13 protein-coding genes and 1 pseudogene are annotated in these 11,838 nt (G+C 59.1%); 5 read left to right on the top strand and 9 right to left on the bottom strand.

From position 1 onward, the window contains the following. Positions 1-2: 2 nt before the first annotated feature. The 3 genes from ACR0KL_RS10835 to ACR0KL_RS10825 all read right to left on the bottom strand — a co-directional run bounded on the left by ACR0KL_RS10835 (position 3) and on the right by ACR0KL_RS10825 (position 3,809). Positions 3-1,172, bottom strand: a complete 1,170-nt coding sequence (locus ACR0KL_RS10835; protein ID WP_170675941.1) for an FIST N-terminal domain-containing protein — start codon at positions 1,170-1,172, stop codon at positions 3-5. A gap of 52 nt (positions 1,173-1,224) precedes the next feature. Beyond that, on the bottom strand, positions 1,225-1,902 hold the full coding sequence (locus tag ACR0KL_RS10830) for a response regulator (RefSeq protein ID WP_170378656.1): 678 nt from the start codon (positions 1,900-1,902) through the stop codon (positions 1,225-1,227). Between the two features lie 140 nt (positions 1,903-2,042). Then, positions 2,043-3,809, bottom strand: coding sequence for a PQQ-dependent methanol/ethanol family dehydrogenase (locus ACR0KL_RS10825; protein ID WP_170658879.1), 1,767 nt, complete (start codon positions 3,807-3,809; stop codon positions 2,043-2,045). Between the two features lie 176 nt (positions 3,810-3,985). Between ACR0KL_RS10825 and ACR0KL_RS10820 the strand changes: the two genes are divergently transcribed. Then, on the top strand, positions 3,986-4,540 hold the full coding sequence (locus ACR0KL_RS10820; protein WP_480777013.1) for a hypothetical protein: 555 nt from the start codon (positions 3,986-3,988) through the stop codon (positions 4,538-4,540). 87 nt (positions 4,541-4,627) lie between these two features. Here the strand turns inward: ACR0KL_RS10820 and ACR0KL_RS10815 are convergent, their stop codons facing one another. The 6 genes from ACR0KL_RS10815 to ACR0KL_RS10790 all read right to left on the bottom strand — a co-directional run bounded on the left by ACR0KL_RS10815 (position 4,628) and on the right by ACR0KL_RS10790 (position 9,353). Next, positions 4,628-5,167, bottom strand: coding sequence for a sel1 repeat family protein (locus tag ACR0KL_RS10815; RefSeq protein WP_170675943.1), 540 nt, complete (start codon positions 5,165-5,167; stop codon positions 4,628-4,630). A 75-nt stretch (positions 5,168-5,242) separates the two neighbouring features. Beyond that, positions 5,243-6,034 (bottom strand): ABC transporter permease, encoded by a 792-nt coding sequence (locus ACR0KL_RS10810; RefSeq protein ID WP_480777012.1) that lies wholly within the window; start codon positions 6,032-6,034, stop codon positions 5,243-5,245. Further along, positions 6,031-6,750, bottom strand: coding sequence for an ABC transporter ATP-binding protein (locus tag ACR0KL_RS10805; protein WP_170675945.1), 720 nt, complete (start codon positions 6,748-6,750; stop codon positions 6,031-6,033). Before ACR0KL_RS10805 ends, ACR0KL_RS10810 begins: the two co-directional genes overlap by 4 nt. Then, complete coding sequence (locus ACR0KL_RS10800; protein ID WP_170675946.1) at positions 6,747-7,196, bottom strand: cupredoxin domain-containing protein; 450 nt, start codon at positions 7,194-7,196, stop codon at positions 6,747-6,749. Before ACR0KL_RS10800 ends, ACR0KL_RS10805 begins: the two co-directional genes overlap by 4 nt. Before the next feature lie 22 nt (positions 7,197-7,218). Beyond that, positions 7,219-8,181 (bottom strand): YVTN family beta-propeller repeat protein, encoded by a 963-nt coding sequence (locus ACR0KL_RS10795; RefSeq protein WP_170675947.1) that lies wholly within the window; start codon positions 8,179-8,181, stop codon positions 7,219-7,221. 5 nt (positions 8,182-8,186) lie between these two features. Next, positions 8,187-9,353, bottom strand: coding sequence for an ABC transporter substrate-binding protein (locus ACR0KL_RS10790; RefSeq protein ID WP_170675948.1), 1,167 nt, complete (start codon positions 9,351-9,353; stop codon positions 8,187-8,189). 156 nt (positions 9,354-9,509) lie between these two features. On the opposite strand from ACR0KL_RS10790, the gene pedF reads away from it, so the two are divergent. From pedF to ACR0KL_RS10770, 4 genes and pseudogenes are all read left to right on the top strand, one after another. Continuing rightward, positions 9,510-10,190, top strand: a complete 681-nt coding sequence (pedF, locus tag ACR0KL_RS10785; RefSeq protein ID WP_170675949.1) for a cytochrome c-550 PedF — start codon at positions 9,510-9,512, stop codon at positions 10,188-10,190. Positions 10,191-10,208: 18 nt separating this feature from the next. Beyond that, entirely contained in the window at positions 10,209-11,105 is an 897-nt protein-coding gene (locus tag ACR0KL_RS10780) for a transporter substrate-binding domain-containing protein (protein ID WP_170675950.1), read from the top strand. Between the two features lie 69 nt (positions 11,106-11,174). Next, positions 11,175-11,714 (top strand): SRPBCC family protein, encoded by a 540-nt coding sequence (locus tag ACR0KL_RS10775; RefSeq protein WP_170378677.1) that lies wholly within the window; start codon positions 11,175-11,177, stop codon positions 11,712-11,714. Positions 11,715-11,741: 27 nt separating this feature from the next. Beyond that, a pseudogene (locus tag ACR0KL_RS10770) lies at positions 11,742-11,838 on the top strand ((2Fe-2S)-binding protein); the annotation flags it as partial.

Here is an 11,838-nt window from a genome sequence, read left to right as displayed (position 1 = left end):
CGCTAGTCGTCCTTGGGCGGATAGATCGCCACCCCGGTCATCGTCTGATTGACGTGGATCGAGTTGAACTGCTCACCATAGGTCGAGAACCCGACCACATGATTGTCCGACAGAATGCGCGAGATTTCGTGCGTCTTCTGTTTCTCCTGCGCCTCGAGCCGCCGCAGGATACAGTCGCAGGCCAGGATCGTATCGGGTTTTTGCTTCTCGTTCAGCGCTGCGATCTCTTCCCGCAGATGCACCGCCATGTCTCGCGGTTCGGCCAGGGTCAGAACCAGCCCCTCATCAATGGCTGAAAAGAACACCAGATCGCCATTGCCCGCGACCTGCTGAATGGCCCGCACATGGTGCTGACCTCCGATCTGGACGACGACCGGATGGGCCGCGAAGGTAAAGGGGGTCAGCTGTTCGGGGTCTTTGCCAAGGATGCGCGCATATTCCCGCGCTGCGGGTTCCGCGTTGATTTCCTGAACGATGCGGTTGACCGGGTCGGCTTTGGTCACGACCATGCGATGCGCGGCCGGAACAAGGTGATCGGTCTTGAACACCTTGATCGGGCAAGAGGTTCGCACTTGCACCAAAATGGCCGCGTTCTCCAACGCCTGTGATCCATGCAGAACATAGGTGTGGCCGAACTCGGTCCCGTCGCCGGCTGACCCACCGAACAAAGGCACCGGCCCCAACCCCATCGCCAACTCGGATGTCAGTTCGTCTTCTTTCGTGGACAGCCCGTCGATCATCAGGAATGTGAATTCGTTTTCCCAAGCGGGAAAGCTGCGCGTCATTGCCGTTCGGTTGTGGATCATTTCGGCAATGATGTCTTGCGCGCTAAAAACATCCAGATCCGGTACCAGAATGGTGCGCGTTTCAAAATGTGAGCGCGGCAAGGCAAGCGCGACGATTTGATCCTCGTTATAGCCACCTTCGGCAAGCTCTCCGGCGGTGGTGCATCCGACCACCATCGTGGGCGCAAATTCCTGTTCAGCCTCGGCGATCACCGCCTTAGGATCGGCATTGGGGCTGACAAACAGAATAACAAGCGCCATGGGGTCATCCCCCAGCGACTTGGACAGTTCCCTGACTGCGTTGTCGGCGCTGCATTCCGCAAATGCCGTCTTTACGATGCCTGGCTTGACGGACTGGGCGCTGGCCCATCCGAATGCTTGGTTCATCGCGACTCCTCCCTAAAGCCCGACGATTGCTGAGAGGTTAGAGTATCTGACCCTATTCTTGCAATACGCTGGCAAAGGATGCTTTCTTGGCAATCAGAACCGCCTGAGTGCGGCTTTGAACGCCAAGTTTCCGCATGATTGCAGTGACATGCGCCTTAACCGTGGTTTCGGCAATCGACAGGTCATAAGCGATCTGCTTGTTCAACTTGCCCTCGCAGATCAGTTGCAGGATGCGGCCCTGTTGATTGGTCAACGCGGCAAGCCGATTGACCGCATCGCTATGTTCATCCTCTTCCTCATCTTCGATCAGAACGCAGCCATCGGGGACAAAGATTCCCCCCGCATGCACCGTCTCGAACGCGGTGCGGAACACATCGCGCTGGCTGTGCTTGGGCACATATCCCGATGCTCCTGCCTTGATCACCTGGCTGATCACACGGTTGTCGGTCAGCGAGGACACAACAATCACCGGCGCATCCGCCGCGGATTTCAAGCGCACCAGACCATCCAGGCCATCCACATCCGGCAGGTTCAGGTCCAGCATCACCGCATCCGGTTTCAGCCCTTTGGCCACCAGTTCCATAGCGTTTTCCAAACGGTCTGCGGTGTGAATTTCGCCGATCTCGGCCACGCTGCGCAGGGTCATCGACAAGGCGTCGCAGAACAACGGATGATCGTCGACAATCAGAACATTCTCAAAGTCGGTCTGTCTGGCGGGTTCTGCAAGCATCAAGGTCGCCTTTGCATTGAAACTCTCTTTGCTCTGAGTCTAGCAACACCGTCAGCATACGCCTACTGGCGGAAGGTCGTAGACCAAAGAAAACGCGCGCCCGGATTCCGAGCGCGCGATCTTTGGGGTCAGAACCCGCCTCAGTTCGCCGAGGCCAGCTCTTTCGGTAGGCGGAATGTCCACAAGGTACCGCCCTGGTTCAGATAGTTGACCTTCTTGGCCACTTCACCGCCCCACAGCGGAACCGCGCCGCCCCAGCCGGAGATAATCGAGACATATTGCTCGCCATCCTGTTCCCAGGTCACAGGTTGACCGACGATGCCGGAACCGGTCTGGAACGACCACAGTTTCTCACCGGTTTCGTCATCCAGCGCGATAAACTCGCCTTCGGGGGTACCGAAGAACACCAGGCCACCAGCTGTGGTCATCACGCCCGACCACAGCGGAGCGTCGTTCTTATATTCCCACTTCCACTCGCCGGTATCGGGGTCGATGGCCTTGAGCGAGCCGATGTGATCTTCGTAGTTCGGCTTGATGGTAAAGCCAGCGCCAAGATAGGCGGCACCTTTCTTGTAGGTGATCGGCTCGTTCCAGATATCCATGCCCCATTCGTTCGATGGCACATAGAAATTGCCGGTGTTCTGCGAGAACGACATTGGCATCCAGTTCTTGCCGCCCAGGAAGGACGGCGAGGCAAAGATGACCTCACCCTTGTTGCCATCAGCCGCAGCGGCCGGATCACCGGGGCGATTGTTTTCGACAAAGATCGGACGTCCGGTCTCATCAATTCCGTCGGCCCATGTGATGTCCTTGACGAAAGGTGTCGCCGAGACGAACCCACCATCCTCACGGTTCAGAACGTAGAAGTACCCGTTCCGGTCGGCAGTGGCGTAGCGCTGGTTGCCCTCGCGGTCGGTATAAGCGACCACTTCGTTCACACCGTCATAGTCCCAGCCTTCACGCGGGGTGGTCTGGAAATGCCACTTGATCTCGCCGGTCTTGGGGTCGATCCCGATGCGGCTGGCGGCATAGAGGTTGTCGCCCTTGTTGCCTTCGGTGGGGGTGCCCGCATTGCGCAGCCAGCTGTTCCACGGGGCCGGATTGCCTGCGCCGAAGACCAGCGTATCGGTGTCAGCATCGTAAGAGCCGCCCAGCCAGGTCGCGCCGCCGCCGGTTTTCCACATGTCACCGGGCCAGGTTGCGTTCAGCTCACCTGTCATGGTACTTTCTTCGCCATTCAGCGTGCCCATGTGGCCTTCGATCACGGGGCGTTCCCAAACCAGATCGCCGGTATTGACGTCCCGGGCCTGAACCGCGCCAACGATGCCGAACTCACCGCCCGAGTTGCCGGTAATGACAAGGCCATCAACGATCAGCGGGGCAGCCGTATAGGAATATCCTGCCTTGTAGTCAGCAATCTTGTCGCGCCAGACCACATCGCCCGTGTCCTTGTTCAGCGCCACGATCCGCGCGTCCAGCGTGCCGAAAATTACCTTGTCGCCATAGATGGCAGCACCCCGGTTGACCACGTCACAGCAGGGCAGAATGCCTTCGGGAAGGCGGGCATCGTATTGCCAGACCTCTTTGCCGGTCTCCAGATCAATCGCGTAAAGGCGTGAATACGACCCGGTGATATACATCATCCCGTCATAGATCAGCGGCTGGGTTTCCTGCCCGCGCTGCTTCTCTCCGCCAAGACTGAAGGCCCAGGCCGGAAGCAGGTTCTTGACGTTGTCCTTGTTCAGCATGTCCAGCGGGCTGTAGCGCTGCAAATGCCGTCCCATACCATTGGTCACAACCTGAGTGGTGATCGTTTGGTCGTTGGCCAGATCGTCTTCGGTAACTTCTGCATAGGCTGCGCCGGTTGCGACAATGCTCGCAGCGGCGGCCATGATAAACCGGTTCATCGGTATCCTCCCTAGACTTATGTCTTTCCTCCACGCCGAATCTCCGACGCGTCGGGATTGTTGGCGAGAGTATTATTCGCAGGCGGGCACCGGTGTTGGAATTGCACATTGGTCGTAGGGCGCAAACGGTCGATTTCAACTAGGTTGGGCCATCTTTTTTGACGCGCGAGGCGATGATGCGGCGGCTTTTCACTTGGTTAATACCTACGGCTTTGATCTGCACGCAGCCTGCGCTGGCCGATCCTCTGTCGGGGCAGAAGGCCATTTCTCTGATCGACGGAGACGGCAACAAGCTGTTGATCGGAAACGTGTCTTTCGAACCACGCGGAGACACCGCAGCCTATCAGATCAACCTGAGAGCAGGCCCCTTCGCGGACCATTTCCTGTCCATGCGCCCGTTTCGCTGTCTTGAGGGGGCGGACAAACACTGGTGCCATGTCCCCTACCCTTATCCTCTGCGGCGCGAGGTCTCCGACGACGATCTGACCGATCTGGAATACGACTTGTTGTTTATCCACAAGGGCGCCACCGAATACGGCATTGATATGTGGAACGGGGTCTACTACCGCCTGCAGCGCGATGGCGACCGCCTGATCGGACAGTTGCACGAAATGGATATGGGCATCCTATCGGCCCCACCCGAAGACGGAGATCTGAGGCCCGTATCCGAGGCAGACATCCACGAGGCCGATCCCGACAGCCACTGGTTACCGCAGGTTGTGATCGACTGATCAGAGGTTTGGCCTCGACTTGCGAAACGCCGCACCATCTGGCACCCGCGCCTTTTACCAGTGCCTGGCTACGTCAGCGCACTCAGCTCAAAACAAAGGCGCGTATTTCCACTCATCTGCGTCCGGCGTGACCTCATTCGGATCATAGCCAGAATCTTGCAGACGTTTGGCGATTTTCAGGCCGTCTCGGGCGGCTTCATCGACATAGGCGCGGCCTAGCTCGGGGTCTTGCGCCACCCCGTGGCCGCGCAGCAGGTTGAGGCCGTAGTTGAACTTGCCCACCGGATCGCCCAGATCAGCGGCGCGTTTGTCCCAGGCGGCGGCGGCATCGGGGTCATAGTCTCCGCCCAGCCCGTTATTGTCCAGCTGCCCCATCCATGTCATCGCGCCGGTATACCCGGCATTGGCGCAGCTTTCGAACAGCTTGCGCGCCATCTCGTGACGGCCGGACTTGGTGATGTAGTAGCCGGTCGCGCAGGTCGTCATATCGGTGACGCCATTGTCAATATTGCTCATGACGCGGCCAAAGCCCGTGTCCTGCGGGTTGAGCGTGCCGTACTCATCCTCGACCGTCTGGGCCGAAGCGGCTGTGCTTAGAAACAACAATGCAATCGCGATACGGATCATGAAAGAACCCTCCGTTTGAAAGGCATACTAGCGCATCGGGCGGCGCATTTCACCTCTGCCATGGTCGTAGACGGTTTAGCGACCGTGGCGTTTGATCCCACGGGCCGGGTCATAGCCCCACAGCGCGAGGCCCAGAAAGGCCAGACCGGCAAGGAAGGTCCAACCAAGAGCCGGGCCGTTGAACTGACCATAGAGCGCAAAGCGGATCAGTTCGACCGCGTGGGTAAAGGGGTTGAGCGCGCAGATATCACGCAACAGGGCCGAGCTTTCGGCCATCTTCCACAGCGGATAGAGCGCCGAGGACAGGAAGAACATCGGGAAGATGACAAAGTTCATCACCCCCGCAAAATTCTCAAGCTGCTTGATGGCCGAGGACAAAGCCAGACCTAGCGCCCCCAGCATCAGCCCGGCAATGATCAGTGCGGGAAGGACACACAGATATCCGTACCAGGGCATATCAATGCCGTAGATCGCGGCCACCGCCAAAAAGGTATAGACCTGCAGAATCGAGATCGTGGTGCTGGCCAGCAGGCGGCAGAACAACAGCCACCATCGCGGCAGAGGGCTGGTCAGCAGCAACCGCATCGATCCCATCTCACGGTCATAAACAAGGCTGAGGGAGCTTTGCATTCCATTGAACAGCATGATCATGCCGCACAGGCCCGGCACGATGTATATCTCATAGGTGATATAGGTCTGATAGGGCGGCGTGATTGACAGGCCCAAGGCCGCGCGGAACCCGGCGGCGAAGACGATCAGCCAGACCAGTGGGCGCACCAAAGCGGCGATGAACCGGCTGCGCTGTAGGACAAATCGCAGCGCCTCGCGGATCAGGATCGCGCGCAGGGCGATCAGCGCACCGGTCATGCGGAGGCTCCGGTCATCGACAGAAACACCTGTTGCAGGGGTTGGTCACCCGTGATGTCGCGGCAGGTGCCTTGTTTCAGCATCTTGCCTCGATGCAGAATGGCAAGCTGATCGTCCGGGGTGATCTCATCGGTCAGATGGGTGGCCCATAACACGGTCAGCCCATCTTGCGACGACAGATCATGCACATGTTTGGTGATGGCACTGCGGGCGGCGGCATCCAGCCCCACTGTCGGTTCGTCCAGCAACAGGACCGAGGGCGAATGGATCAGGCAACGCGCGATCTCCAGCCGTCTGCGATGGCCACCATTCAGATCGCGGGTGCGTTCGCTTGCGCGCTCGGCCATATCCAGACGTTCCAAAGCGGCGGCGATGCGGCTCTCGGCTGTGCGACCTGACAGGCCATGCAAAGCGGCGAAGTAGCTGAGGTTGCGATGAACAGTGAGGTCCAGATCCAGCGTCGGCTGCTGAAACACGACCCCGATCTGCGCCAAGGCCTGACGGGGCTGTTTCGAGATATCGAACCCCGCCACCTCAATCACCCCCTGCGCGGTGGTGAACAGGCGGGTCAACAAGGAAAACAGCGTCGATTTCCCCGCGCCATTAGGCCCCAGCAACGCGCAAAACGCGCCCTGCGGGACGTGAAAGCTCACGTCATCAAGGGCGCGTTTGTCGCCATAGGCGTAGCTGACATTGCGGACCGAAAGCCCTGTCACTTAATGGTAATCTCCAGCCGCTGCGTTTCGCCGGTGCTGCCCGGTACTTTCAGATAGTAGCTGCCCGGCTTGATCGCGACAAAGCCTATTTCCATCTCGCCCGCCTCGTCAAACTCAACGGAATCGACACCCAGAGGTCTGATTTCCAACCCTTCGACAACGATCTCATCCACCCAGATCGCGCGGAAGAACTCAGGCCCGACCAGAGCCAGTTCCTGACTGCCGTCGCCCTGAATTTCGAACTCATAATAGGTGCCGGATTTCAGCTCCCACGGGGCCTCGGCCAAGGGGACACCGGCGGAGAGAATGATCGGAGGCAGGTCTTCCTTGTTCTTGGCCGACAGGATACCGGCCAGACCAAAGCCGTCGTCATCATCATCGTCGGCCAAAGCCGCAGCGGGCAAAGCCATAGCCAACATCGCGGCCGCGCATATCAGTCGCTTCATCTCTTAAGTCTCCTCAATCGTGTCAGTTGGTCGGACGGAAGGCCGCGCCCCAGGGGAAACGCCCAACCTTGATCGTCTTGATCGGTTCGCGCTTGGCCACATCAATCACGGTCACATCGCCAGACACGCCATTGGTGGTAAACAGCAGCGACTTGTCGGCGTTGAAATCCATGTGCCAGACGCGGCGACCCACGAGGATGTAATCCTCAACCTCATAGGTTTCGGCATTCACCGCCGCCACATGGTTCGACGGTCCCAGCGCGACAAAGGCTGTCTCATCGCCGTTGGACAGCTCAAAACCCACGGGTTGCACCCGGTCGGGGTGGACGCCTTCGACCTCGAACTCGATCTTGGCCTTTTCGGTCTGGGTTTCCACGTCGAACACGGTGATGGTGCCGCCGATTTCTGAGCTGACCCACAGCTCGGTCCCGTCCTTCAGGAACTCGGCATGGCGCGGGCGGGAATCGACCAGAGTATTGGCGAACAGCTCTTGTGTCTCGGTGTCGATCCAATGGGCCATATTGGTGGTTTCGGACGTGGTGATGGCAATCTTGCCATCGGGCGACACGGCCATCCCTTCGGGTTCGATCCCCACGTCGATCTGCGCAATCACCGTGCGCGATTCCGTATCCACCACCGTGGTGATCGCGTCATCCTCGTTGGCGATGTAGAGATGCTTGTCATTTGGGTGCAGCACAAACTGTTCGGGGTCCTCGCCCGAGGGCAGGTCATGGAGAATCTCGCCCGTTTCGGGGTCCATTACCTGAACCGAGTCACTGTCGGACGCGCAGATATACAGAACTGAGTAGTCCTTGGAAAACGTGATCCCGCGTGGGCGCTCGCCGGTCTCAATGGTGCGGATCACCTCAAGCGTTTCGATGTCGATCACGCTGAGCGTGTCGTCCTTTTCATTGCTGATCCAGATTTCATCCGCAATGGCCGGAGCGCAGAGCGCGGTCGCTGCCAGAAGTGCTGCTAGTCTCATCGCTGTTACTCCTTAAATGCCTGACACTGGCTTTCGGCTTCATCAATGCCCAGCGTGTCCAGTTCGGTGCGTTGATGCAAAAACCCCTCGAGCGGAGCCATCGCCACCACGGCGCGATCCGTGACCAGAGGGATGGGTTGCCGCAACTGGCCGTTCCAGGCACGGAAATTCATCGCGCGGCCTTTGAAGCCCGCCAGTTCGAAATCATCCGACAGGATATAGTCGCGCAGAACCACTGGATCATCTGATTGAGTACGCGTCACCGCCTCGCCCAACGCCCGGTAGGCCGCCCATGCGGCGTAATCCTTGGGGCGCATCGCCCGCCCTGCCTGATCTGCAAACCGGTTCTGCATCTGCACGGCGCCCCATTGTTCGACCACGCGCGACCAAGTGACGGGCTGCAAGCCCTCTGACCCAGCAACGGGGCGCGGCTCCCATGTGTTGAAGGGGATGTAGCGGCCGAAATCGTCCAGCTCATCAGCGACTAGCAGCACGTCATAATCGCCGAAGTCCTGCGTAAACAGTGGCACCTCTTGCGCTGCGTTGCGCCGAAGATCGGCATCGAAAACCCATGTCTTTTCCGCTTGTAGCTTCAGCCGGAACTTTTGCAGCGAGTATTTCAGCGCCTCGACGAAGGCATGATCCCCCGGATGCTCACCCGCGATCAGGACGATCTCATCCCACCGGCGTTTGACGAGGAACTGCGCCAGAGCGTCTGTGCGCATCACGTCCGATGGCAAGGTGTGCAACAGGTTGACGCGGCACTCGGCCTCGCGCAGCGATAGATCGGGGGCCGAGGCGTTAATCAGCACCGCACTCGCCGCCTCGGGCAGATCGGCGACCTCAAGCTGCGCTTGCGCAGGCGCATCCAGAATGACGAAGGGACTATTGGCCAAGGCCTGCCGCGCGGCTTGCGCCCAGTCACCACCTTCGGGCACCATGGTCACCGTCAAATCATATTTGTGCCCCAGAAACTTAGCCGTTGTCAGATTGTCTGCCAGACCCAGTTCGGCCCCCGCCATGCCCAGATCTTCGGGAATTGGATCTAGGTTGGACAGCACGGGAGGGCGCTCAACCTCTTGCTGCAGGTAGGTCACTGAAATCGCGACCTCGGCCTGCGCAGCGCCAGATGCAAGCGCCAAGGCTGCAAGAACAAAAGAAAATCTGAACATTCTGCGCCTCCTCCCCGGGCCTAAAAGTAAAAGCCGGTCGAAAATGGGAAAGCCATTCGACCTTAGTCGCAGATTTTGCTCATCTGCAACCAAGGTCGAATGTCGCGATGTATTTGCCTGCGCTATGACCGGGGAAAGCTTCAATAGGAGGATGAGATGCGTCTTGGTTTTTACAGCGCGGCGCTTGCGGCAACGGTGACAGCGGGGATGGCGCTGGCACATGGTGATGTCGCGCCCCAGCCGGTAAATACGGATGCCCTTCCCGACGTGAGCGAGGAATGGCTGATCGAGAACCCCTATCGCGATCAGGGCGAAGAGGTCTGGCAGGCTGCAATCGAAATCGGCGATTCCGGCTACAACCAGAACTGCGCACGCTGCCACGGTCTGGGCGTTGTATCTGGGGGCCTGGCCCCCGACCTGCGCTACCTCGAGGCCGAAGAATACGGCGACGAATGGTATATCGAACGCTTCCGCGAGGGCTATACCCAGAACGGTATCACCAAGATGCCCGCCTTTGGTGATCTGTTGGGCCAAAAAGCCGCCTGGGCCATCCGCACCTATATCGAAACCCGCCCCGATGACGGCGCGTTGGACGATCATTCGGACCGGTTGAAGGAAATCCGCGACGAGCTGGCTGCTATGGCAGAAGGTGCGGAAGGGGACACAGCCGCCTTGCAAACCGAACTGACCGAGATCGCGGGCACAATCGAAACCGGCTCGGGCGCGCCTGTGGCCGACTCGGTGGCCCTGCGTGCTGCGGTGCTGATCTCGGGCGAGGCCCCGGATTTCGCACAAGCGGCGGAGCAGCTGACTATCGGATTGTCTGCCGCGCAATAGAACGGCAGACTGGGGCACATGATCGGACGCCATTTCATTTTCTCCCTGTTGGTCGCCGCCCTATACGCCGGGTCGGCTCTGGCCAGGTGTGAAGACCATGTGCCCCAACCCAAACCCCAGAATGCCAGTCGCGATATCGTCGGCGCGGACCTCGATACCATTGTCGAACGCGGCTATATCGAATTCGCGGCCTATGAAGACTTCGCGCCCTGGTCCTTTGAGAAGGACGGCAAAATACAGGGCGTGGACATCGAAATCGGCAAGCTGATCGCACAGGATCTGGGGGTCGAGCCCCGGTTCAATCTGGTCGCAGCCGGTGAAAACCTAGAGGCCGATCTGCGCAACTGGGTCTGGAAAGGTCCGCTGATCAATGGGCGCGTGGCCAATGTCATGCTGCACATTCCCTATGACAGCGAGTTTGCCTGCCGGGTCGAACAGGTGGTGTTCACCGGCCAGTATCATGACGAGGAAATCGCCATCGCCTTTCGCCGCGATGCCTATTCCGAAGACCCTCCGGTTCCGGCCTATTTCCGTTTTGACACCGTCGCGGTCGAAAACGATTCGATTGCCGATTTCTACCTGTCGTCTTTTCCCGGCGGGCAATTGTCGCAGAATGTCAGCCGGTTCCCAACCGCAGGTCAGGCAATGGAGGCTTTGGCCGCAGGTGAAACGATGGCCGCGATGGGCCCCCGCGCCCAGCTTGAGGCTGGCCTGACCCCCGAACTGGATATCCACACCCCTCCGCTGCCCGGCTTTGCCGTCAGCACCTGGACCAGCGGCGTGGCCGTGCATTTTGCCTATCGCGGCCTCAGCTATGCGGTCGATGACGCGATCTATGCGGCGCTTCAGGATGGCCGCATCGCCAAAATCTTCGCGGATTACGGGCTGACGCATACCCCTCCGGAACTGCGCTGACTACGCCCAAGGTCGCATATGCTTTGTGGCCCCGACGCCCTAGGTTGGAAAAAACTCTGGAGGAGTGACATGGAGTTACATGACAGCCGCACAATAGCCGCGTCCCGGTCCGAGGTTTGGAATGCCCTGCTGTCGGCAGATGTTTTGCGCGAATGCGTCCCTGGCTGCCAGGAGATGACCGGCACAGCCGAGGACGGGTTCGATGCCACCGTGGTGCAGAAAGTCGGCCCCGTCAAAGCCACGTTCAAAGGGAAAGTGACCCTGTCCGACATGATTTCCGGCGAAAGCCTGAAATTGTCGGGCGAAGGCAAGGGCGGCGCTGCCGGTTTTGCCAAGGGCGCAGCAGATGTCACGCTGTCCGATGTCCCCGAAGGCACCTTGCTGACCTACAATGTTGATGCACGCGTGGGCGGCAAGCTGGCCCAACTGGGCGGGCGTGTCGTGGACGGTTTCGCCAAAAAAATGGCGGATCAGTTCTTTCAGAATTTCCAAAGTGCGGTCGAGGTCGAGCCTGAGGCCCCCGCCGACGAAGCGGCAGCTGAACCCGAACAACAAGCGGAAGAGGCAACCGAAAAGAAAGGCTGGCTCAAGCGCGTTTTGGGCGGTTGAGCTACAGATTTAAGGGAGGAAAATGTGATGAAAATATCGCTGACTGTGAATGGCATGTCTGTGAGCGGTGAAGTTGAGGGTCGGACGTTATTGTCTGGTTTTTTGCGGGATCATTTGTCTTTGA

This window comes from Ruegeria sp. C8 (genome assembly GCF_056537565.1).
This window is presented reverse-complemented; position numbering and strand designations above follow the sequence as displayed.

Excerpts from the sequence above, each read along its gene's own strand:
- ACR0KL_RS10835 (WP_170675941.1), bottom strand. The coding sequence starts at position 1,172 with ATGAACCAAGCATTCGGATGGGCCAGCGCCCAGTCCGTCAAGCCAGGC.
- ACR0KL_RS10830 (WP_170378656.1), bottom strand. The coding sequence starts at position 1,902 with ATGCTTGCAGAACCCGCCAGACAGACCGACTTTGAGAATGTTCTGATT.
- ACR0KL_RS10825 (WP_170658879.1), bottom strand. The coding sequence starts at position 3,809 with ATGAACCGGTTTATCATGGCCGCCGCTGCGAGCATTGTCGCAACCGGC.
- ACR0KL_RS10820 (WP_480777013.1), top strand. The coding sequence starts at position 3,986 with ATGCGGCGGCTTTTCACTTGGTTAATACCTACGGCTTTGATCTGCACG.
- ACR0KL_RS10815 (WP_170675943.1), bottom strand. The coding sequence starts at position 5,167 with ATGATCCGTATCGCGATTGCATTGTTGTTTCTAAGCACAGCCGCTTCG.
- ACR0KL_RS10810 (WP_480777012.1), bottom strand. The coding sequence starts at position 6,034 with ATGACCGGTGCGCTGATCGCCCTGCGCGCGATCCTGATCCGCGAGGCG.
- ACR0KL_RS10800 (WP_170675946.1), bottom strand. The coding sequence starts at position 7,196 with ATGAAGCGACTGATATGCGCGGCCGCGATGTTGGCTATGGCTTTGCCC.
- ACR0KL_RS10795 (WP_170675947.1), bottom strand. The coding sequence starts at position 8,181 with ATGAGACTAGCAGCACTTCTGGCAGCGACCGCGCTCTGCGCTCCGGCC.
- ACR0KL_RS10790 (WP_170675948.1), bottom strand. The coding sequence starts at position 9,353 with ATGTTCAGATTTTCTTTTGTTCTTGCAGCCTTGGCGCTTGCATCTGGC.
- pedF (WP_170675949.1), top strand. The coding sequence starts at position 9,510 with ATGCGTCTTGGTTTTTACAGCGCGGCGCTTGCGGCAACGGTGACAGCG.
- ACR0KL_RS10780 (WP_170675950.1), top strand. The coding sequence starts at position 10,209 with ATGATCGGACGCCATTTCATTTTCTCCCTGTTGGTCGCCGCCCTATAC.
- ACR0KL_RS10775 (WP_170378677.1), top strand. The coding sequence starts at position 11,175 with ATGGAGTTACATGACAGCCGCACAATAGCCGCGTCCCGGTCCGAGGTT.